The sequence below is a fragment of the Sinimarinibacterium arenosum genome (genome assembly GCF_005047655.1).
In the GTDB taxonomy this organism is placed as follows: domain Bacteria; phylum Pseudomonadota; class Gammaproteobacteria; order Nevskiales; family Nevskiaceae; genus Solimonas.
In genome coordinates this window covers 300,185-322,432 of sequence record NZ_SUKF01000006.1, presented here as the reverse complement: position 1 = coordinate 322,432, position 22,248 = coordinate 300,185, and the positions used below count along the sequence as shown (strand labels likewise).

At 61.9% G+C, this 22,248-nt stretch carries 21 protein-coding genes; 16 read left to right on the top strand and 5 right to left on the bottom strand.

Annotated elements, in window-relative coordinates; genetic code table 11:
• Positions 1-8 precede the first annotated feature (8 nt).
• From E4T66_RS14190 to E4T66_RS14145, 10 genes are all read left to right on the top strand, one after another.
• The gene (locus E4T66_RS14190) at positions 9-2,411 is read left to right on the top strand and encodes an efflux RND transporter permease subunit (RefSeq protein WP_248679709.1); all 2,403 of its coding nucleotides are present in this window, start codon (positions 9-11) and stop codon (positions 2,409-2,411) included.
• A 127-nt stretch (positions 2,412-2,538) separates the two neighbouring features.
• Positions 2,539-4,566 (top strand): DUF1302 family protein, encoded by a 2,028-nt coding sequence (locus E4T66_RS14185; protein ID WP_136849699.1) that lies wholly within the window; start codon positions 2,539-2,541, stop codon positions 4,564-4,566.
• A 14-nt stretch (positions 4,567-4,580) separates the two neighbouring features.
• Entirely contained in the window at positions 4,581-6,386 is a 1,806-nt protein-coding gene (locus tag E4T66_RS14180) for a Vgb family protein (RefSeq protein WP_136849698.1), read from the top strand.
• A gap of 61 nt (positions 6,387-6,447) precedes the next feature.
• Positions 6,448-6,828 carry a c-type cytochrome gene (locus E4T66_RS14175; RefSeq protein ID WP_136849697.1) on the top strand — a complete coding sequence of 127 codons (381 nt, stop codon included), beginning with the start codon at positions 6,448-6,450 and terminating at the stop codon, positions 6,826-6,828.
• 1,246 nt (positions 6,829-8,074) lie between these two features.
• Positions 8,075-8,905, top strand: coding sequence for a crotonase/enoyl-CoA hydratase family protein (locus E4T66_RS14170; RefSeq protein WP_136849696.1), 831 nt, complete (start codon positions 8,075-8,077; stop codon positions 8,903-8,905).
• Positions 8,906-9,102: 197 nt separating this feature from the next.
• Positions 9,103-9,747: a DUF4126 domain-containing protein gene (locus E4T66_RS14165; protein WP_136849695.1), complete on the top strand. Its 645-nt coding sequence runs from the start codon at positions 9,103-9,105 to the stop codon at positions 9,745-9,747.
• 278 nt (positions 9,748-10,025) lie between these two features.
• Positions 10,026-10,652, top strand: a complete 627-nt coding sequence (locus E4T66_RS14160; protein WP_136849694.1) for a TetR/AcrR family transcriptional regulator — start codon at positions 10,026-10,028, stop codon at positions 10,650-10,652.
• Positions 10,653-10,768: 116 nt separating this feature from the next.
• A complete protein-coding gene (locus tag E4T66_RS14155; RefSeq protein WP_136849693.1) occupies positions 10,769-10,948 on the top strand; it encodes a hypothetical protein in 180 nt (59 codons plus the stop codon).
• A gap of 31 nt (positions 10,949-10,979) precedes the next feature.
• Complete coding sequence (locus E4T66_RS14150; protein WP_136849692.1) at positions 10,980-11,153, top strand: rubredoxin; 174 nt, start codon at positions 10,980-10,982, stop codon at positions 11,151-11,153.
• A 3-nt stretch (positions 11,154-11,156) separates the two neighbouring features.
• Positions 11,157-11,939, top strand: a complete 783-nt coding sequence (locus E4T66_RS14145) for an SDR family oxidoreductase (protein WP_136849691.1) — start codon at positions 11,157-11,159, stop codon at positions 11,937-11,939.
• 149 nt (positions 11,940-12,088) lie between these two features.
• On the opposite strand, the gene E4T66_RS14140 is transcribed toward E4T66_RS14145, so the two are convergent.
• Entirely contained in the window at positions 12,089-12,763 is a 675-nt protein-coding gene (locus E4T66_RS14140; protein WP_136849690.1) for a nitroreductase, read from the bottom strand.
• 79 nt (positions 12,764-12,842) lie between these two features.
• On the bottom strand, positions 12,843-13,598 hold the full coding sequence (locus tag E4T66_RS14135) for a hypothetical protein (RefSeq protein WP_136849689.1): 756 nt from the start codon (positions 13,596-13,598) through the stop codon (positions 12,843-12,845).
• A 131-nt stretch (positions 13,599-13,729) separates the two neighbouring features.
• Between E4T66_RS14135 and E4T66_RS14130 the strand changes: the two genes are divergently transcribed.
• The 4 genes from E4T66_RS14130 to E4T66_RS14115 are packed head-to-tail and all read left to right on the top strand — an operon-like array spanning position 13,730 to position 19,237.
• Positions 13,730-15,910 (top strand): glycoside hydrolase family 31 protein, encoded by a 2,181-nt coding sequence (locus E4T66_RS14130; protein WP_136849688.1) that lies wholly within the window; start codon positions 13,730-13,732, stop codon positions 15,908-15,910.
• Positions 15,910-17,253, top strand: a complete 1,344-nt coding sequence (locus tag E4T66_RS14125; RefSeq protein ID WP_211242931.1) for a hypothetical protein — start codon at positions 15,910-15,912, stop codon at positions 17,251-17,253. Before E4T66_RS14130 ends, E4T66_RS14125 begins: the two co-directional genes overlap by 1 nt.
• Before the next feature lie 56 nt (positions 17,254-17,309).
• On the top strand, positions 17,310-18,296 hold the full coding sequence (locus E4T66_RS14120) for a glycerophosphodiester phosphodiesterase (protein ID WP_169577631.1): 987 nt from the start codon (positions 17,310-17,312) through the stop codon (positions 18,294-18,296).
• Positions 18,287-19,237: a hypothetical protein gene (locus E4T66_RS14115; RefSeq protein ID WP_136849685.1), complete on the top strand. Its 951-nt coding sequence runs from the start codon at positions 18,287-18,289 to the stop codon at positions 19,235-19,237. The genes E4T66_RS14120 and E4T66_RS14115 overlap by 10 nt, the downstream gene beginning before the upstream one ends.
• A 13-nt stretch (positions 19,238-19,250) precedes the next feature.
• Here the strand turns inward: E4T66_RS14115 and E4T66_RS14110 are convergent, their stop codons facing one another.
• Positions 19,251-19,901 carry a LysE family translocator gene (locus E4T66_RS14110; RefSeq protein WP_211242930.1) on the bottom strand — a complete coding sequence of 217 codons (651 nt, stop codon included), beginning with the start codon at positions 19,899-19,901 and terminating at the stop codon, positions 19,251-19,253.
• Positions 19,898-20,212, bottom strand: coding sequence for a hypothetical protein (locus tag E4T66_RS14105; protein WP_136849683.1), 315 nt, complete (start codon positions 20,210-20,212; stop codon positions 19,898-19,900). The genes E4T66_RS14110 and E4T66_RS14105 overlap by 4 nt, the downstream gene beginning before the upstream one ends.
• 90 nt (positions 20,213-20,302) lie before the next feature.
• On the opposite strand from E4T66_RS14105, the gene E4T66_RS14100 reads away from it, so the two are divergent.
• Positions 20,303-21,079 carry a ferredoxin--NADP reductase gene (locus E4T66_RS14100; RefSeq protein WP_136849682.1) on the top strand — a complete coding sequence of 259 codons (777 nt, stop codon included), beginning with the start codon at positions 20,303-20,305 and terminating at the stop codon, positions 21,077-21,079.
• Positions 21,080-21,099: 20 nt separating this feature from the next.
• Here E4T66_RS14100 and E4T66_RS14095 read toward each other — a convergent pair whose 3' ends face one another.
• Complete coding sequence (locus E4T66_RS14095) at positions 21,100-21,246, bottom strand: DUF3096 domain-containing protein (RefSeq protein WP_136849681.1); 147 nt, start codon at positions 21,244-21,246, stop codon at positions 21,100-21,102.
• Between the two features lie 138 nt (positions 21,247-21,384).
• On the opposite strand from E4T66_RS14095, the gene ypfJ reads away from it, so the two are divergent.
• Positions 21,385-22,239: a KPN_02809 family neutral zinc metallopeptidase gene (ypfJ, locus tag E4T66_RS14090; RefSeq protein ID WP_136849680.1), complete on the top strand. Its 855-nt coding sequence runs from the start codon at positions 21,385-21,387 to the stop codon at positions 22,237-22,239.
• Positions 22,240-22,248: the final 9 nt, after the last annotated feature.

Genomic DNA, 22,248 nt, shown 5'->3' with positions numbered 1-22,248 from the left:
GCGCGGCGGTGAACGACGGCGATCGGGTGTCGCTGCGCGAGCGGATCGCTGTCTGGCTGATCGCGCACCGGTTATCGATCGGGATACTGTTCGCTGCTGCGACGGCCTTCTTTGCCGTTGGCATTCCGCACGTCGAACTTCGGACGGTTTTCTCCGATCTGCTGCCGAGGGACGATCCCTTTGTGCAGGTGTTCAAGGACCATCCGGACTTCGGCAATCCGCTGACCATGCTGGTCATGGTTCGATGCAAGGATGGCTCGATCTACAACCGTGAGACACTGGACAAGGTCTGGCGCCTTACGCGCGATATCGATCTCGCTCCTGCGGTCAATCACGACCAGATTGTGTCAATTGCCTCGTCAAAGGCGCGCTACGCAGAGGCCAAGCCATATGGCATCGATATGCGGCCGCTGATGGGAGACCATCCTCCGCAAACCGATGAGGAAATTGCGCTGTTGCGTGAGCGCACGCGCATGGCCCCCATGGTCGCCCGCTTTCTGGTTTCGGAAGACGAGCGGGCAACGATCCTATCCGCACAGTTCATCGAGCATCGTCTCGAGTATGGTGAGACATTCGAATACATGCAGGCTCTCATCGAGTCTGCGCGCGACGATCGTCACGAGATTCATCTGGCGGGCTATCCGGCGCTAACCGGTTGGGTGTACCGGTACGAAGCGCAAATGCTGGCGATTTTCGCCTTGACGATCGCAGCATTGATCACGGCGCTGGCTCTGCGGATGCGTCACGTCGCCGGCGTCATTGTTCCGATCGCCATCGCGGCGATGGCAGCAGTCTGGGCGGTTGGACTCGTCGGCTGGCTTGGCATCTCCATCGAGCCATTGTTAATGATCGTGCCGCTTCTGTTGATCGCGCGCTCCTTCTCCCATGGCGTCCAGCTAACCGAGCGCTATGTGGATATCTATGCGCAGGTCCGTGACAAGCGCCGCGCTGCAGAGCTCACGATGAGTGTGATGATGGTCCCAGGACTCACGAGCATCCTGACCGACGTCGTCGGCATCATTGTCGTTGCGGTGGCTCCGATCGACGCAATGGTTCGTCATGCAATTTTCTGCGGAATGTGGGCGCTGTGGTTGATTCCGGCGGGTGTTGTATGGGCGCCGATGCTTCTCAGCATATTGCCGACGCCGAAGGTGGCGGTGCACAGGGACATGACGAAAACCCTGCCCAGGTTGCTGCGAGGAGTCGGCGAGCTGGTCACCGGAAGGCGGGTGCGCTGGACAGGAATTGCGGTTGCGGCGGGTGCGGCGCTGGTTGTTCTTTTCGCGCAGAAGATAGAGATAGGAAATCCGGTCGAAGGCAGCAACCTGTTGCACGCCAACAGCGAGTTCAATGTGGCTGTGCGGAAAATCAACAACGACTTTCCGGGCGTCAACACCCTGGAACTGATCCTGGAGGCCAAGCGGCCGGAACTGGCCGACTGGACCGCTCAGCAGGTCGACACTGTCCTCACGATGACGGCGTTGCAGCAGAAGATGGAAGCGAGTGGCGCGCCGCCACGCGCAAGCCTGTCCTACGCGGACTACCTTGCTGAAACCAGTCGAATTTTCAATGGTGGTAATACCCGATGGCTGCCGCTGGATCCGGACCAGCGCGCTATCAGCGCAGCGGCCGTCGGGTCAATGATGGGTACCAGCGCGGCAAACTTCGGCCACGTCATCAGCGACGATTTGCAGCACGCAACCGTCTCACTGTGGTACGCGGACAATCGCCAGAGTACGGTTGATACCGCTCTAGCCGCTGCGCGTGACGCTGTCTTGGCCGTTGGAATCGACCATCCGGAATTCCGAGTTCGTCTGGGAAGCGGCGTCATCGCGTTGCAGGAAGCGGTCAACCGCGTCGTCCAGAGGTATCACTGGATCGTGCTGGCCCTACTGAACTTGGCCATGGTGCTGATGGGCAGTCTCGCGTACCGGTCCTGGGTGGCCGGCTTTCTGTTGCTTGTGCCGGTCAATCTATCGAACTGGGCGCTGCTGTCGACGATGTACGCACTTGGCATCGGCCTTGATGTGAACTCCACGATAGTTGCAGCCATTGGCATAGGCGTCGGCATCGACTACGGGATCTATCTGCTTTCGCGTATCTGCGAAGAGTACGGCGCGACAAACGGCGACTGGAAGGCGGCGATCTGCGCATCGCTGGCAACGACGGGAAGCGCGATTGCGTTTACGGCTACCGTCATGGCGCTGGGCATTCTGCCGTGGTACTTCCTGTCCGGTCTCAAGTTCGTTGCCGACATGGGTTTGCTGCTGGTCGTGATCATGGGCATCAACATGCTGTTGTCCCTAGTCGTGCTTCCACTGCTCGTCTTCCAGCTGAAACCCACTTTCGTGTCGCGCGCGACGGTCATCGACACACCTCGAATGGGCCAGCACGACCCCCGGATCGAGTGATGGGTTTTGCGGTCCGGTCCTGCGCACCATAGACGCACTGCGAGAAATCTGATCAACGGTATCCCGATCCAAAGCCCAAGGCCGGCCAGATCGAGGACACAGATCGGTAATAACTGGAGGATGAAAAATGCGTGCCAACATGCATCGTGCGTGTGTGTGTTTTTTTGGGGTGGCCACCGTGATGTCCGGTGCAGCATGGGGCCAGGCGAAAGGCTCGCTGTTCGGGATTGACTACGCGACCAGCGGATACCTTCGTACCGATATCGCAATCAACACGAATGACGATCCCAATCCCTACAACCAATTTGGCGATCCCTTCAACCAGGTAACGGTCACGCGCACGCCAGGGAATCCCGGTCTGCCGGTAGATGGTCTGCCCATCCTTGCGCCGATTCTTCGGGAGGGCTTGCCGTTCTCGGTTCCGTTGGGCGTGCTCACCGACGAGATCCAGCGACCGCAGAAAACAGTCACGAATCTGTTCAACTACAACGTTCTACGCTGGGAACAGCAGCTTGAATTGAGATTCAGCAGTGCGCTCCGCTTTGTCGGCCAATTGCGCGGCATTTACAACCTGCGTGAATACGACGACGACTTCGATGCGCGCGACTTCAGGAACGATCAGGGGATGATCGAAGGAGGCGTGCCGGAGCTCTATCACGGAAAGCCGAACCATTACGATTACCGCGTTGACGGCGACGATCATCCCCAGATGTTCGAGATCACGGGAAGAGACTACTTTGTCGATTTCCCGGCGCTGCTGCTCGAGTACTCCAAAGGGCCGGTCACCGTGCGTGCGGGCAATCAGCGTATCGCGTGGGGGCAAGCGCTATTCTTCCGTGTGATGGACAAGGTGGACGCACTGGATCTGCGTCGTCACCTGATTCTTGATCGAGCGCTTGAGGAGTATTCGGACGAACGTGTTCCGTCCCTGGGGCTGCGCGTAACCAGCCAGGTTGCCTCAACAGTTGTTGCGGATGCATTCGTAAAGAAGTTTCAGCCGTCGGTACTCCCGAACCCGAATACGCCCTACAACGTTATTCCGACCCAGTTCACCGTCCACGACATGTACGCAGAGGGTGGATATGACGACGAAGTCAACTACGGTCTTCGGTTGAAAGGGGACTACGGCTATTGGGGCTGGCAGGCAATGGCGATACGTCGTTTTAACGACGCCGGCGTCTTCCGCTGGACCGAGACCGGCGTTGACAAGGACCTGCCAAACGACAATCTGCTTGGCACCATTCTGAATACCTACTGCGCTACAGTTCTGAATGCCGGAACTGGCTGTGGGCCATTGCTGGCGCAGACGGCATTTGAGGTTGCACCCACTCCGGTCTCGGTAGTCAGTGCGGATGAGTGGTTCTGGTATGCCGCAGACGTTCGACTCGGGGGTATTTCCGCACTCAACGCGGCAATCGACGAGTTCCCTGCAGCGCAACAGATTCTTGCACGCTCGGTGGGCGATGATTTCGAGCGTGCGCACCGCGAGCTGAGTGCATTCTTTCAGGCATCTGGAGGTCTGCGTGGACATATCGCTCGCGACTACTACCAAGAAGATGTATTCGGGCTCGGAGCGAGCTACGTGACCGAGACGGATGAACCCGGATCGTTTTTCAATCAGATCATCTTCAACCTTGAAGTCGCCTACACGCCAGATCGCGCCTTTACGCCGCTGAATCTCTCTCAGAGGCCGTTGCGGAGTGACGAGACCGAGATCGCATTCGTTGCAGAGAAGTATCACCGCTTCACGTCCGGATTCCCTGCGACCTATCTGGTTTTTCAGGCGATGCACAAAACAGAGAGTGATCTGTTTGGGCGGCACCTGAGCGGTTACGGTGGCGAAGCGGTCAAGGGGCGCAACACGGAGAAGGCAATCGCATCGGGTGTCGATGGCGGTGCGACCTATGTGGCATTCGCCTTTCTGCAGCCATGGCCAGCATACATATGGGAACTCAGCGCAGCGGTACTTGCCGATGTCCGTGGCGGCGTGCTGGTGCAGCCCGGCCTGAAGTGGAAACCCAGTGGTGCGTTTACGGTTGAAGGTTTCTATAACTATATCGACGGCACGACCTGGAATGACAATCCGAACGACAGCACGCTGTCCACTGCGGATTTCATGAATGAATTCACGATGCGCTTCACATATCAGTTCTGAGGCGGAGTGAGCACATGAACAGATCTCGCGCCGCCCTGTCGTCGACATGGGCCCTGATGGTGCTAATGCTGTCAACAGCCGCTTACGGCGCCGGGGTGTCCGGGCGCGTGGTTTCGTCGGACGATGGCAGCGGTATCGAACAGGCGTCTGTCACGCTGGTGTTTCCAGAAGGGCATTCAGGTCCTGCAGCAATAACGGTGTTCACCGGCCCCGATGGGAAATTCACGTTTGCGGATGAGGTGCTTCCGAAGCGCGAAAAAGTTGTGTTGACAGCGCGCAAGCTTGGCTGGCGCCAGGTCGAACCAGTTGCGGCTGTTAAAGAGCATGAGGCTTCTACGATTTACTTGGCGCGCACCTCAAACATCGCCAAGGAAGCGCCCGCTTCCGCGTGGTTTGCGGACATGCCGGCAGGTGACGCGAGAAACATCACACTTGCCGGCTGTTCGAGTTGCCATCAGATGGCCAGTCCGCGTGTGCGCGAGTACGCAGAGAAGATCGAAGCGGTCAACAATGGTCCGGGTGGTGACCGCAAGGCTCTGGGTGAATGGCGCAAGCTCGTGCGGCATGAGTCATGGCGGGCGGTCGTCAAGTACATGCGTTCCAAGCACTACGCGGTGTTTCCTCAGGAAAGTCCGATGAATCTGGATGCCATCGACTGGCCGACTGCGCAAAATGCTGACTACAACTTCTTCGATGCACGGCAGGGAGAGATAATCGCAAGTTATCTGGCCGAAAATTTTCCGACGAACACGGCGAATTTGTCTGCAGACAATTATCAGTACGGAGCGCCGCTCGGGGTCTCCGCAAAAACGGTGATCCGTGAATATGCGTTTGACGCAGACGCACTGGTCCGCGAAATGGTGCCGACGCCAGACTCGCCATACCTTTGGGGAGCGGACGTGCGTCGCAACCTGATCGTTCGCTTGGACCCGAGGAGTGCTGAGACCAAATGGATCAAGGTTGATTTCAACGGATCTACAGGACCGCACACGATTGTCCCTGACGACGCGGGCATGCTCTGGGTTTCCATGATTGATCATGATCAGTTTGGTCGGTTCGATCCACATACCGGAAAGTGGACGCTGTGGACTTTGCGGCCGACGAATCTTCCAGATACGCAGGCTATCGGTGGTGGAGCAATCGTTCACGACATGTCGATCGACTCTCGCGGCCACCTTGCGCGCGACGCTTTTGGGAAAATCTGGGTCACCCTCGTGGGGTCAAATCAGATGGGGACCCTGGATCCGGACAGTGGTGAGGTCGCGTTTTACGACGTCAACACGCTTGATGGCTTGAGTCCGATCAACCATTTGATCTATTCGACGGTCGTGTCTGCCGACGGGAAGCAGGCATGGTATTCCCAGGTCAACGGGTATGTCGGATGCATCGACACCGCTACGCACAAAGTAGTGAAGGTCATCCCATTTGCAGAAGGCGAGGGGCCTCGCCGGATGGCGCGGGACAATGAGGGTCATTTGTGGGTTGCTCTCTTCGGTAGCGGACGCGTCGCGAAAATCGACATGGCTAAGGGCGAGATCGTCGGTACGTACGAAATGCCGGATACCGCAGCGTCTCCGTATGCGGTGACCTGGGACGAAAGACGCAAAGTCGTTTGGGTGGTCAACGCGAACAGTGACGTGATTTACCGGTTAGATCCCCTGACGGGGAAGAGCACTGTCTATCCGCTGCCGCGGCAGATGGCGTATCTGCGGCAGCTCGCCATCGATCCGCATAGCGGGAAACTGGTGGCTTCGTACGGAAACTATCCGGAAGGTTCCGGGCCATCGATGGGCCTGGTCATCGACGTTGGCGACGATTGAGCCCTTGGATCAGGTCGATTCTGATTCCCCTTTCATTCCGAGTACCGACAGGAGGTCACACATGGCGCGCAGCATTGTTGCTCTGTCGCTGTACGGATGCTTCGCCGCAGCAATGGCGGTTGCACCGCTGCCCGCGGTATCCGCCGAGTTTGATGATGCGTCGGCGAAGAAATTTTTCAACGACAGGGGCTGCAATGCCTGCCATGGCCCCGATGAGCAACGCATTGGCCCGCCGTACAAGGTTGTGTCGATCCGGTATGCGGCGGAGCCGCTAGCCGATCGCGTCGAAAGCCTGTCAATGAAGATCCGCCACGGAGGTTCCGGAGCGTGGGGCATTGTTCCGATGCCAAGCAATCCGAGGGTGACTCCGCAAGAGGCGGAAGCCATTGTTCGATGGATATTGAAGCTGCGCGAATCCAAGCCCGCTGCTACTAACGATTGAGTGTGGCTTGACTGATGCAAAGCCGGTTGATGGAGTCGATACCAACGAGTCCCCCAAGCATATAGCGCAGCTGGAGGCGCAGAGTCTGCGCCGGCCATTGAGGTGGCTTCGCCGGCGACCTCGGTTACACAGCATGACTTCTCCCCCGCGTCCCGGGCTTGCTGCGAGCTAGCTCAGGGACCGCCCCTTGCGAGGCGTTCCACCAGGTTCGCCTCGTTTTCTTGTGGTTGACCGCAGTTGCTTCGTCGGCCCGCTCATCGAGGTGGCCGGCGGCGCTTGCTTCAATCCGTGGAGCTCTACGCACGAGACTTGGTCACAACCGGCTGCGCGGGGGGCGAGGCCAATGGTCGAGCTTGGCAGATGGGATCTCAAGCCCAGCGCAGGGCGACTGACCAGAGGCCGTTATTGCTTTCGAGACAACTCCTGGCGGTAGTCGCATTATGGTCGAACAGTTCCGCGCACCGGGGTCGGAGCGTCGGATCTCAATCCACTATGTGGTGCTCATGACGCCGGTGGTGCACATTCAACGTGTTGCCGTGCAAGTGGCACGAGGGGGGCAGTTGGCCTGAGTCGCCTTGTGGCAACAAACCGCCTCTCCTTCACACGGCTTCAATCTCTGTACTGTCCACCAGAATTCAATCAAGACGCCCTCGGCACATCGCTGTGCCGAGGGCTTTTTGTTTCAGCAGAAGAACCTGACTTTAGCGTCCAATTCGATGTTGGATCGCGGGCCTCTGTCGCCTTTCTGGGAATCCAATCCAAAATCGTTGGTGCCCATTCGGTGCCTAAATTACGCTTGCCACGCTTATCTAGATCGGGTGCGAGTCAGGATGTCGATCGTTTGGGGTTCTATATCGGGGCGACTCTTGCCGCATTCGGAATGGATTGAGGTGGTAATCCCATACCGAAGTCGGGTGTCAGGCGAACGCCGAACCGTCAGGCTGACTCGGTAAGACGGGGTGCAAACCCGCATCCGAAAACGATAGCGAGGTAAATCACCGTCGCTGCCTGTTCGGGGCCATGAGGAGAGCGGTCATGGCTTCAAAGATGTATTCAGGTGCATTCCGCATGCTGTTCCTGTGGGCCTAGGGGTGCCGATGTGGATGCATTCGTGGAATTGAGCTACCTAGCTTTTCGTTCCCATTGGTTCAGACAGAGGCGTGGACGGATTCGTTGTTCGTGCTTCGGATGTGTGTTTCCAGACCCCAGGTCGCGCCCTGACTGAGCCCAAATTACGGTGCCACTCATGACGACAGTAGTTCCAGAGTTTGAGACCTTGAAGATTGAGTGGGTGCCGCCACTGGCGTGGTTGCACCTCAATCGCCCCAGTGCCGCCAATGCCATCGATTTCACGATGTGGGATGAGCTTCCGCGCGCCCTGGCATGGCTGAACTCAGAGTCCAGCGTGCGTGTGGTGATTCTTGGCGGCGCCGGCAAGCATTTCACGGCCGGCATCGACTTTTCGGTGCTCGAGGACTTGCAGCGGAAGGCCAGTGACCCTCAGAGGGAGACGCGCGGTCGCGAGGCCGTGCTTGATTTCATTGAGCGTGCTCAGTCGGCGTTCTCCGCTTTTGAGCGTCTGCGAGTTCCGGTCATTGCCGCAGTCAACGGTGCCTGCATTGGAGGTGGCGTTGATCTGATTGCCGCTTGCGATCTGCGCCTGTGTACGCGTGACGCGCGTTTCTGCGTGAAGGAAGTTGATCTTGCCATCGTCCCCGACGTCGGGACTCTGCAGCGGCTCGGTCACGTGATCGGATATTCGGCTGTGGCTGAGCTGGCCTATACCGGGGAAACTTTCGATGCTGCGCGCGCGCAGGCGCTGGGATTGGTATCGCGAATCTGTGACTCGAATGAAGCGCTGATCGAGGCTGCGACTTCACTTGCACGCAGCATTGCTGGAAAGTCGCCTGCTGCGGTACGCGGTATCAAACGAAATTTATTGTGGGCGCGAGATCACTCGGTGCAGGACGGGCTGGCGTATACCGCCGCGTGGAATGCCGCCATGCTCGTCGGCGAGGATTTGCGCGAGGCTGTCGACGCGTATCGCACAAAGCGCGCCCCAACTTTCAAGGACTAGTGACCCGACCATGTACTGTCGCGCCGAGTGATCGAGGCGCCTCGCGCAGGTCCGACTCCTTTTTTTGCCTGTAGCGATCAGCGCTGATTTCGCCGGGTGCGCCGCCTGTGGCCGCCATGGCGGAAGGCGAGCAATCTGCCGTTCAGCTTGGCGACGATAGATTCCGGGCTCGGGTCCATCGAGTCGGGGATATCGCAATGGAGCAGTACCAACACGTCAGCCAGCTGATCGCGCTGACTATGGGCGTGGCCTGGGCCAGCGGTATCAATCTTTATGCGGCAATGCTGATGCTCGGGTTGATGGGAGCGACCGGCAATATCGAACTGCCGTCGGGTCTGACGGTACTGAGCGATCCGATGGTCATCGGCGCTGCCGGCCTGATGTACTGCGTCGAATTCTTTGCCGACAAGACGCCCGGGGTGGATACGGCCTGGGACGCGTTGCATACCTTTATTCGCTTGCCTGCCGGTGCGGCGCTGGCCGCTGGTGCGGTGGCCGATGTCGGCCCTGCGGCGCAGCTTGCGGCTGCAGTGATCGGCGGGGGGCTGGCGGCTGCGAGTCATGCCACCAAGGCCGGGACCCGGGTTGCTATCAACACGTCGCCGGAGCCTTTTACCAACTGGGCGGCCTCGATCAGCGAGGACTTCATGGTGATTGCCGGTCTGTGGGCGGCCTTGAACCATCCCGTACTCTTTCTCGGTTTGCTGGTGCTGTTCATGTTCATGGTGGCGTGGCTGCTGCCCAGGCTGTGGCGCTTCGCCAAGCGGGTATTCGCTGCGATCGGTCGCTTTTTTGGTTCCAGAAAGCCCCAGAACGCGGACCTGGGCGGCGCGCCCGGGTGAGGGCATCGATCGGTTGATGATGTGTTGCAGGGCGGCGCTTGCGGAGACGCGTCAGCGGCGGTCGTGAGTGACGCAGGGGCCTCGGCCCGTTGACGTTGCGGTCCGGCGCGACACGATTCCAGATGCCACTGCCGCAGAACGTCTGGCCCCGTGGGTGTCGACGATATGCACCGGGATATCGCCACGCGCTTTTGTTCAAAAAACTGATAGCTGAGTGACGGCGCTCGCATTCCGGCCCAATATTTGACAACGTTAAATTAACGCTGTTAATTACGCCGATGACCCGACCCCAGCTGACTGCGGATGACCTTGAGGCAATGCGCCATCGGCTCACGGCCCTGGCTCTGGATATCACGATCCGGGAAGGGGCTGAAGCACTGACATTCCGGCGCCTGGCGGAACTCGCAGGCATCAGTCACACGCTGCCGTACCGCTACTTCGACAACAAGGAAGCCCTGGTGGTGGCGATCCGGGTCGAGTGCACCCAGCATTTTGAGCGTTTCGTCCGGGAGCGGGAGCAGCGCTGTACGCAGCCGCTTGAAAAGATCCGTGCGCTTGCCGAAGCGTACGTCGAGTACGTCAAGACCTTCCCTGGCGAATACCAGATGATCTTCGCAATGCATTCCCCCGCGCCGGACGCCTATACCGATCTGCTGGCGGCGCGGAGAAGTCTGTTCGATCACGCCGTCGACGTCGTGCAGGATGCGATCGACAGCGGTCACCTCCGTGGCGATGCTCGCGCCATTGCGCATCTGTTCTGGGTTTCCCTGCATGGATTGATGACGCTGCATGTGGCCGGCCAACTGGTGCACGGGATGGACCTGGACGCGCTGGCGCAGCCGCTGGTCGAGCAGATTCTGAGTGGGGCGCAAGCGTCGGACCTCAAGAAAAAGAAAATCCGATGAGGAGACTGCGTTGAACACACTGCCAGTTCTTCAAGTTGCCCCACGTGCCGCACGACGCGAAGCAGGAAGACAACTTCACGCGCGCGACTTCGGTGCGGATCGGTCTTGGATGATTGATGAGTCCGGTTCTGCAGTGCCAGAACGACCACTTGATTCATCACCTGTATCCGATGACGCCGTTTGATAACAACCGCAAGGTCTGGCAATTGATCGAACCCGATCTACGCAAGTGTGATCTTGTGGTTCAACACGGTTTTGATATCGAGCCGACGCTTTATCCGGCTTCTGGAAACTGATCGCTGATTGACTGATAACCGAGGAGAACCGATGACAACGCCTTATCAACGCTACCGCTGCCGCTACTGCTCACACGTTTATGACGAGGCGCTGGGTGATCCGGACAGCGGCATCGCGCCTGGGACCCGCTTTGCGGATATCCCGGGCGACTGGGCGTGTCCTGAATGCGGTGCCGGCAAAGATGACTACGATCTGGAGGACTAGAGCATGAACTATCGTGACAAAGTGGCTTTCATTGCAGGCGGCACGACTGGCATCAACTTCGGGATTGCCAATGCTTTTGCCGCGGCGGGAGCCAAGGTCGCCGTGCTGAGCCGCAAACAGGAGAACGTCGATACCGCGGTGGAAGCTCTGAAGGCGCACGGCGGTGAGGTGCTGGGTTTCGCCGCCGATGTCCGTGACGCCGACGCGGTGAGCGCAGCGCTGGCGCAGGCCGCCGAGACATTGGGTCCGATCGACGCGCTGGTGTCCGGTGCTGCGGGCAACTTTCTGGCACCCGCCGACAAGCTGTCTCCCAATGCGTTCAAGACCGTGGTCGATATCGATCTGCTCGGCACGTTCAATGTGCTGCGCAGTGCGCATCCCTATCTGCGCAAGCCGGGTGCGGCGGTGGTCAACATCACCGCCCCGCAGGCGTGGTTGCCGACGGTCTACCAGGTGCATGCTTGCGCGGCCAAGGCGGGCGTCGACCAGGTCACGCGAACCTGCGCACTGGAATGGGGGCCGGTCGGTATCCGGGTCAACGGTATTGCACCGGGTCCGATTGCCGATACCGAAGGCATGCGGCGGCTGGCGCCGACTCCCGAAGCCACGCAGGCACTGGTCGCCAGTGTGCCGGTTCGTCGCTACGGAACGATTCAGGAGATTGCCAAGGCGGCGTTGTGGTTGTGCAGCGAAGACGCCGGGTATGTCACCGGAGTCATTCTGCCGGTGGATGGAGGATGGTCACTGGCCGGATCGGGCGCGATGTCGGCGGCGATGTCCGGCTAGGCAATAGCGGCTCGATCCCGCCGAAGACGCTGAGCAATCTGCTGGCGCGGCGCAACAGGGATAGCGGCGAGACTGACATCCCAGGGCAGGGTCAGTCCGCCGCTTTCTTTTGCTGGGCCTGTGCCTCCTGGCCTGTTTGCGCGCAGTTTCTAATCGAAGCCCAAGAACTGCGCGAACTGATCCAGCGGTAGACGTTCAGATTGCAGGGTGTTGATCGGCGCGTCCGGATCGGCGTAGCCGATCGACATGCCGCAGAACAGCATCGATTCTTCCGGTGGCTGCAGGACTGAGGCAACGGTTCTTGGATAGACCGACCAGCATTCCTGCGGGCAGCTGTCGAGGCCGCGTTCACGCAACAGCAGCATCAGCGTCTGCAGATACATGCCCAGATCCGACCACTGCGGCGGCCCCATGCGGCGGTCGATGTAGCAGAACACCGCAGCGGGTGCGCCGAAGAAGGCAAAGTTGCGCGCGAACTGCTGCAGGCGCCCGATCTTGTCTTCGCGGCCCACGCCGAGCGTGGCGTACATCGCCTCTCCAAGCGCGTAGCGCTGGGTGCGATGGGGTTCCCACAGGTTCGACGGATAGATTTCGTATTCCGGGCGTTCGCTTGGATCGGCGCGCTGCAGACGCTCGGCAACGCGGTCTTTCAGTGTCTGCAGGGGCTCGCCAGCAATGGCGAAGATCTGCCACGGCTGCAGATTGCCGCCGGACGGTGCGCGCGCCGCCAGCTCTATCGCCTCGCGCAACAGCGTGGATGGAACCGGAGTATCCAGAAAGGCGCGCACGCTGCGGCGTGACTGCACGGCTTCGGTGACGTTCATGGGGGACTATCGCGAAAGGATGTTGTCGCGATGTTGTACACCATTCAGCGCCGCCGGAGTGGGCGCGCCTCGAGCCGGGTTACAGCGCGTGGACCAGCGAATAGTCCAGGTGCTGCGGGTCCGCGGCATGAACGACGAAGCGCGCCGCGCGATAACTGCATTCAGCTTCCAGCGCGCAGTGCAGCTCGACTTCGATGCCGGCCTCGGTATCGGGTGTGGTGCCCGGCGCCAGTTCACGATAGATGAACAGCAGGGTGTCGTCGCGCACGCCGGCGTAGCTCAGGGTTGCCGTGGCTTCGTCGCCAACGACGGTCGCCTGCTTGGCAATCGCGTCCGGCAGTTCGGGCGCGTACGCAATGCGGGCGACATACGCGAGCAGCGGATTGCGCACCTCCGACCACAACCAATAGGCCGCCAGCGGTTCCGGCCGGTCGGATGCGACCACAATCCCTCCGTACGCCGGCAGTGCCGCCCCGGCACGCGTGGCCGGAATCGATTCGGCGGCGGCGAAATAGCGGGCGCCATCGGCCTCGGAGACCAGTCGATAGGTGCCGGGTTGCAGACGGACGCTGACGGCGGTGCCGTTCTGTTCGGTGCTCGCGGTCAGTTCCTGCTGCAGCGTCAGGGTCGTATCGATCCGCAGCGGCTGGTCGGCGGTGACGATGTCGCCGGTGCGGATAGTGCGGCGGACGCCTTCGAGCGTGCTGGTTTCCTCCGCCAGCGTCCCGGTCAGCCAGGGCTTGGCGGTCTGCCATTGGCTGCAGCCGGCAACGGACAGGCCTAAGGCCGCGAGGCTCAAGCAGGACATCAGGGGGCGGATCAATGCCGGGGTCACGGACGGGCTCGGTGTTGTTGTCTTGGTGCATCAGCAAGCAGCATCCGTGCCGTTGTCTGGTGCAGCGGCGTCATCGGCGCGTCATCGGCCGGGCCTACGCTGCGCGCTGTTCCCTGTGAAGTCTTTCAGCCATGCCGTGTGTTTATCCGGCGGCGGCAGCCATTGCCGCCGTCTTTCTGTTGTCCGCCTGCGGTGCAACTTCGGTCCCGACCAACGGGACTGGCGCGGGCGAGACGTCATCCGGTCTCAGCCTGGACCAGAACGCCGAGCGATTCAGCATCGGCGACGGTCACTCGAGCGTTGAACTGAACCGCAACCCGCTGAGCCTGCGCTGGCTGACCGTGGATGGCACGGTGGTGCTGCAGTCCGCGGCGGCTGCGGCAGATCCGTCGTCGAATGACGACTACGACAGCAACAACGACAAGCAGGACGGTATCGACCAGGCGTATCCCGGGTTGCCGGATATCAGTTACGCCGCATTCGGCTATCGCACGGGGGACGGCTGGCAGCGTGCGACCACGGCAGAGTCGGTGCAGCTGTCCGGCGATACGGCGACGGTCGCGCTGCGCACCGGCGACGGTGCCGGCGCACAACTGGCACTGCGCTTTGCCGATGACGGCGCGCTGGAACTCCGCTTCACGCCGCAGGCCGCCGAGGTCCAGGCCACCGAGATCGCCTGGAGCAGTCCGGGAGATCAGCACTACTTTGGCGGCGGTCAACGTTTCTCCGGCATCGACATGCGCGGCACCAGTCTGCCGCTCTGGATCAGTCACGGACCGAAGTCGAACCGCGAGACCTCGACCAACGAGATCGCCGCGAGCTTCTTCTGGTGCCCCTGTGGCTGGGGTGCGTGGGGGCCGTCGGACGCGCGTGGTGAGATCAATTTTGCCAATCCGGACGAGCGCGACGATGCGGTCAACCTGATGCAGGAAGCCGCTTCGATGGAGGTGGTGCTGTATCGCGGTACGCCGCAGCAGATGGTCAGCACACACACCGCGCGTGCCGGCCGTCCGCAATGGACGCCGCCGGACTGGATGTTCCGGCCGATGGTCTGGCAGGACTCCGATACCAGCACCGAGACGGTGCGTGCGCTGCTGTACGGCATGCTCGATCGCGACATCCCGCTGGGCGCCGTATGGCTGGACAACCCCTGGGACGCCGGCAAGGGCAGCTTCGATTTCGATCCTGGCCGTTTCGAGGATGCCGACGCGCTGATCGACGAAGTGCATGCTCAGGGTGTGCGTCTGATGGTGTGGCTGTCGCCATTCATGAGTGGTGCGTACGAAAGCGATGCCGCCGAGCGCGGCTGGCTCGTCACCGGCACGCGCGCGGACGGCAATGATGCGACCTACTATCCGACGCGCGGCATCGATCCGCATCTGGACTTCACCAATCCCGACGCCTACGCCTGGTGGCGCGACGGATTGCGCGCGCTGATCCGTCGCGGCATCGACGGCGTCAAAGTCGACCGCGGGGAAGAGGATTTGTCGGATGACTCGGTGTGGAACAACGGACTGCACAACCGCCTCAATCACAACGCCTACGTCGGCCGCTATCACCGGGCAATCTACGAAGCCTTTCGCGCCGAGCGCGGCGACGACTTTGCGATCTTTGCGCGCGGTGGCTGGAATGGTTCTGCGCAGTGGTCCGGGCATTGGGCCGCAGACAACGGCAGCTTCTTTGGTGAACTGGGTTTGACCCAGGCGCTGCGCTCGCTGCTGTCGCTTTCGGTCAGCGGCTTCGTGTTCAACGGAGCCGACATCGGCGGCTATGCCGGTCTGCGTCAGGATGCCGGCGAATCGGTAGGCGGCATTCCGCTGCTGCCGCCGGGAACCAACCTGTTCATCCGCTGGACCCAGCTCGGCGCGCTGTCGCCGATCATGCAGACCGATGTGCCACCGTGGTGGGTCAGTGACCGTGCGGTGCGCGTCTACCGCACCTACGCCACCCTGCATGACCGGCTGGTACCGTACATCGCGCGTCATGCCCGGGCATCGATCGAAACCGGGGTGCCGATTGTGCGGCCGATGGCCTATGCATTCCCCGATGAGCCGATGGCCCTGAACGCCGAGAACCAGTATCTGTTCGGTCCGGATCTGCTGGTCGCGCCGCTGACCGATGCGCTGTCGGGTCTCGAAGTGTTCCCGCGCACGGTATTCATCCCACCGGGGCGCTGGACCTCGTTCTGGACCGGTCAGACTGTCGAGGGCCCGACCCGCATCGCCATCCTTGCGCCGCTGGAGCAGATTCCTCTGTACGTCCGCGAAGGCGCCGTACTCCCTGACGGCGTCAGCGCCGCCGCCCTGCCGTGATGAGTGCCGCCATGATGGATGTCCGATCTTTGCTGTCGTCCGGATTCACCTCACCACGGTCGCTGCGCGGCGCCGGCTGCCTGCTGGCGTTGGGCCTGTCGGCGTGCGGCTCCTCGGTGCCTGCCGATACAGATACACAGACGGCGCCAGTCGGAACCCCGGCGTCGTCCAAATGCGACGCCTATACCGGTACGCCGCTGGATGCACTGAAGCATTACGAAGGCACGATGCATGAGCACGGCGCGTATTCGGACGGGGACATCCACACGATTCCCGCCGACTACTACCGCACGATCCAGCAGGCCGGCTACGACTTCGCGGCCGGCAGCGAGCATTCCGATACGCTGGATACCGGCGTATTCATTTCGGTCGGCTCGGACTGCTTCACTACGCCAGACGGCCTGCTGACCTGCCTGACGCCGACCGCCGACGAACTGGTCAAATGGCAGAGCACGGCCGATCAGGCTGCCGCAGCGAGCACGGGCGACTTTCTTGCCGTGCGTGGCTTCGAGTGGACCTCGGACCGCTTCGGCCATATCAACGTCTACTTCTCGAAGAATTTTTCCAATGCCAAGACCGATCTCGGTTATCTGGTGACAATGGAAACGTTCTGGGACTGGTTCACGCGCGATCCGGACACGGTCGGCCTGGGCGGCAGCGTCACGGCGCCGGTGCCGTTCGGCGGCGGCGGTGATGGCCTGGGGCACTTCAATCATCCGTCGGACAAATGCCTGTTCGACAGCGTCGGCGATCCCGGCTGCAACTGGAACGACTACACGCTGATTCCCGAAGCGGTCGAGCGCATGTTCGGTCAGGAGGTCTACAACGACTCCAACGGCAACGATCGCTACATGGACGAGTACGTGCACGCGCTGGATATTGGCTGGATGCTGTCTCCGATCGGCTCGGAGGACGAGCATCAGCTCAAGTTCGGTTCCGAGGAGCGGCCCAAGACCGTGACCTTGGCGACCGGATTGAATGACGATGCCTTCAAGGAAGCCTGGCTCGCACGGCGCACCTATGCGCTGTCGCCGGGACAGCATCTGCGAGCACAAGTGGTGGTCGATCATCAGGCGCCGATGGGCGCGCGGCTGAGCTGCGACGCAGCCCATGGTCCGGTCGAGCTCAGCGCCAAGCTGACGCGGCGCGACGGCACGCCGTTCATGGGTGACTACCGTCTGTACGGCAGCGGCGGGGAGCTGCTGTCGGCGGTGTACGGCAGCCAGGCACAGTTCAAGCTGCCGGTTGAAGCCGGTGCCCGGCACTGGTACTTCGTACGCGTGCATGATGCCGACGGCACGTCGGTGGCGTACCTGGCACCGGTATGGATTACCGGACGCTGACAACGAATAACACACGGGGACCGGGGATGATCAAGCGGGGGATGATGAAGCGATGGATGCTGTGCACAGTGGCCGCGCTGCTGCTCGCAGGTTGCGGCAGTTCGCAGCCGGTGGGGGATGGATCGTCGGGCGGCACGCCGCCGCCCAGTCCCACGCCGACACCCACACCGCCGCCGGCGTCATTCGTGGCTGTGCCGTTCGTCTCGGCCCATCGCGGTGGCGCGGCCTATGCGCCGGAAAACACGATGATGGCCTACCGCAACGCCGCGCGCCTGGGTGTCGACGACTTCGAGACCGATATGGTGCTGACCAGCGACGGCATCGCCGTGCTGCTGCATGACACGACGCTGGATCGCACCACCGACTGTACCGGCACCGTCAGTGACAAGACCTATGCCGAGATCAGCGCATGCGACGCCGGCTATTGGTGGTCGCCGGGGCAGTCGACCACCTCACCGGACGAGGCGCGCGAGCATCCGCTGCGCGGCTACGGCGTGCGGATTCCGACCGCGGAGGAACTGTTCGCGTTCACGGCGGGCTTCACCGGAACCTACGCACCGACGGTGACGATCGAGATCAAGATCCAGCTCAACGACCCGCTCGGCGTCCAGGCCGCCGGCGTGCTGGTGCCGCTGATCCAGAACAGCGGCATTGCCGAACGCATCATCGTGCAGTCGTTCAATCCGTTCGCGGTGCAGACGATCAAGGCGATGGACCCGACGATCCAGACGCTGTTCCTCAGCTCGACCGGTGCGACGTATGCGCTGACGGTCGCGGTGGCCGGCGGACATGACTACGTCGCGCCAGTGTTCGATTCGCCGGATCTGAATGCGGAATTCGTCACCAGCGCGCACGCCGCGGGAAAACGCGTTGATCCGTGGACACCGGATGCGCAGGACGACATCCAGGCGATGATCGATCTTGGCGTCGACGGCATCATCACCAACTATCCGGGCTGCCTGATGACGCTGCAGGATCGCTTGTATACCGACCGGCTCTATCCGGCCGATGCGCCGGCCGTGGAGCTGTCGCTGTGCAAGTGAATGCGGACCTCGGCCGAGCCTTGCGTGCCCTGGTCGTTGCCACCGGTTGTGCGGTGTTTGCGTGGGCACTGAGCAGCTGTGGGGCAAGCAGTCCGGAGGCGTCCGGCAGCGGTACCGGTGATGCCGTTGCGCTGGAGGAGTATCGGATCGACACCGATCTGATCAACGAATCCTCCGGCCTTGCGCGCTCGCAGGTTGATCCCCAGCTGCTGTGGACGCACAACGACAGCGGCGGTGCCGCGACCGCCTATGCGGTCGATCACGCCGGGCATTACCAGGGCAGTCTCAAGCTCAATCTCGCGGCCAATCTGGACTGGGAGGACATGACCTCGTTCGTCGAGGACGGCCAACCCAGGCTGCTGCTGGCGGATATCGGCGACAACAGCGCGTTCCGGCCGGTCGTGACCCTGTACATCGTCGACGAGCCGGACACCACGCAGCTGTCGCGACCGTTCGAGCTGTCGGCGACGCCAGTGCGCACGATCACGCTGATCTACCCGGACGGTCCGCGCGACGCCGAGAGCATCGCCGTCGATGCCGCCGAAGGCAGCGTTTACCTGCTATCCAAGCGCGATGCGGTGCCGCAGCTGTACCGCGTGCCGCTGGCGCCTACGGTGCCGCTGGTCGTGGCCGAGGCGCTGGGCGAGATTGCAATCCCGCGCGCACCTGACGGCAGTGCCGATCCCGAGCAGATTAACTGGACCACGTCGATGGATATCAACGCCGCCGCCGATGCGCTGGTGGTCGTCAGCCTGAGCCAGGCCCACGTCTATCACCGGGTTGCGGACGAAAGCTGGTTGCAGTCCATGCAGCGCAGCCCGGTCAGTCTCGATTTGCCTGAGTACCCGCAGATCGAGGCGGTGGCCTGGGACGATGCCGGCGAGCTCTGGATCACGTCGGAAGGGGAGCCGGCGCCACTGGCACGGCTGCACCTGCATTGAACGCAATGACGCTTCAGCGTGACGGCGCGCGCTGCGCGCCAAATGCGGTCAGCAATCCAAGCCCGACGTAGACCAGGCAGACCGCATAGCGGCCAAGACTCTGCAGCGGGTTGCGCCGCAGCCAGCGAGCGCCGAGATGCCCGGCGCCGAGGGCGTAGAGGCTGTCGGATGTGGCGGCGATCCCCACGAACACCGCACCGAGCAACAGGCTCTGTGCAACCGGCTCGGCGTCGGTTGACATGAACTGCGGCAGGAATGCAGCAAAAAAGAGCGCGGTCTTCGGATTCAGCAGGGCCACCCAGAAGCCGTCGACAAAGATGCGCCGCAGTGACGTGGCGGGTGGCTGCCGTAGCTCGTTGCCAACGGTGGGTCGACGCAAGGCGCGCAACCCCAGCACGATCAGATACGCCGCCCCCAGCCATTTGATCGCAGTGAACAGTTCGGCCGAAAGCGCCAGCACGGTGGCCAGCCCCAGCGCTGCGAACGTGGCGTTGCCGAAATTGCCGAGAGCAACGCCGGCAACCGAGGCTAAGCCTGCGCTGCGGCCTTGCGTCAGGCTGCGGGTCACGATGTAAAGGACACCGGGGCCTGGCGTGACCGCCAGCACCACGCTGGCAGCGACGAAGGCGGCCCATTGCGTGGGTGCCGGCAGCCACGCGCTCACGGCGTCGGCTCGGGTGTTGGGCTGGGCACCGGTTCGTGCCGGTTGGTCTTGTATTCCGAATACGGCATCCTGGCCTGCTGCAGGCATTCCTCACGATCACGCGGTGCGTATCGATCGCACTGGGTGATGCGCCAGGCTTCGGTGCTGTCGTAGACCTCTTGATTGGTGCAGCCGGAGCCTGCGAGCGTGATCAGGCAAAGTCCGGACAGCAGCGGCAGCGCGCGCTGCCGTGCGTCGCTGCGGCGATGCCCGCGCGGTACCCACCGGATGCCGTCGAGCCCCGCGGAATCTTTCTGATCTCGTTTTGTCATAACGATATGCGCGCATTGCTGCCGTTGGCTGATTAGCATAGCCGGCCGGCGCAATACCGGCGCCGTCTCATTGGATTCGAGTGAACTCACATGGCCGCTATTGGTACCGAACAGATTCTGAGCGTGCAGCACTGGAACGATTCGCTGTTCAGCTTCCGCACCACCCGCGATCCGGCGTTGCGGTTCCGTAACGGCCAGTTCGTGATGATCGGTCTGGAAGTACAGGGACGACCGCTGATGCGCGCCTACAGCATCGCCAGCGCGAATCACGAAGACCACATGGAGTTCTTCAGCATCAAGGTGCCGGGCGGCCCGTTGACCTCGCTGTTGCAGAACGTGCGGCCGGGGCAGGAGATTCTGGTCAGCCGCAAGCCGACCGGGACGCTGCTGCTGGACGACCTGAAGCCCGGCAAGCATCTGTACCTGTTCAGTACCGGTACCGGGCTGGCGCCGTTCCTGAGCCTGGTCAAGGACCCGGACATGTACGAGCGCTTCGAGAAGGTCGTGCTGGTTCACGGCGTGCGCCGGGTCAGCGAGCTGGCCTATGAGGAATACCTGACGCAGACGTTGCCGAATGACGAGCTGTTCGGCGCGATGATGCGGGACAAGTTCATCTACTACCCGACGGTGACGCGCGAACCCTACCGCAACCGTGGGCGCCTGACCGATCTGATCGAGTCCGGCAAGCTGTTCGACGACATCGGGCTGCCGCCGCTGGACCCGGCGGTGGATCGCGCGATGATCTGCGGCAGCCCGACCATGCTCGCCGACACCCAGCGCATGCTCGACGCCCGCGGCTTCGTGATCTCGCCGCATATCGGCACGCCGGGCGACTACGTGATCGAACGCGCCTTCGTCGAGAAGTAGGCGACTTGCCTGATCGGCATTCAGTGAAGGTGCAGGATGCCGATCAGGCCCACCGCGATCAGGTAGATCGCAACGATATAGTTGAGCAATCGCGGCCGCAGCAGGATCGCGATGCCGCCGATCAGGGAAAGTACCGGGATTGGTTCGAATTGCAGCGTTAGGGTCATGGCGTAGGCCTGGATTCGTGAAGACGCGCTATTAGGCCAGTGCTGTATCGCGGCGTCACCCAGGATTCGCCGCACAAGGACCTGCTAGCCGTCGTTTTGCGACAGACTGCGCGGAATCATCGGCACCGGAAGTCAACGATGGACTGGAAGCAGGGGCGTCGCAGCAGCAATGTGCAGGACCGCCGCGGTCGCGGCGGCGGCGGTGTCGGGCGCCTGGGGCTGGGCGGCATCGGGGTGGTGATCGTACTGTCGCTGCTGCTGGGCAAGAATCCGATGGAAATGCTGGGCTTGATCGATCAGATCAGTCAGAGCGCTCCCGCAGCGACGTCCCCGTCCGCGCCGGTCAACGATGAAGCCGGCGACTTCGTCAGTGCGATCCTCGGCGAGACCGAGGACGTCTGGGGCGCGATCTTTCAGCAACGCGGCGAGCGCTACGAGCAACCGCGACTGATCCTGTTTTCCGGCAGCGTGCGGTCCGCATGCGGCGGCGCGACCAGCGCCAGCGGACCGTTCTACTGTCCAGGCGATCATCAGGTCTATCTCGATACCAGCTTCTTCGATGACATGACGCGCAAGCTCGGCGGCGGTGGCGATTTCGCCGACGCCTATGTGATTGCGCACGAAGTCGGTCACCACGTGCAGACCCTGCTCGGGGTTTCAGCCCGGGTCAATCAGGCGCGGCGCAGCGGGCAGACGGTGGAGGGTGACGGCGGTCTGCTGGTGCGCCAGGAACTGCAGGCCGATTGCCTGGCGGGTGTCTGGGCCTATCACGCCCAGCAGCGTCATCAGTGGCTGGAAGCCGGTGATGTCGAGGAAGCGCTGAATACCGCGACCGCGATTGGCGATGACCGCCTGCAGAAGCAGGCGCGCGGACAGGTGGTGCCGGACGCCTTTACGCATGGCACCTCCGCTCAGCGCGTGCGCTGGTTCCAGCGCGGCTTCGCCTCCGGCAGCCTGCAGCAATGCGACACCTTCGCGGCGCAGCCGCTGTAAGTCCGGGGG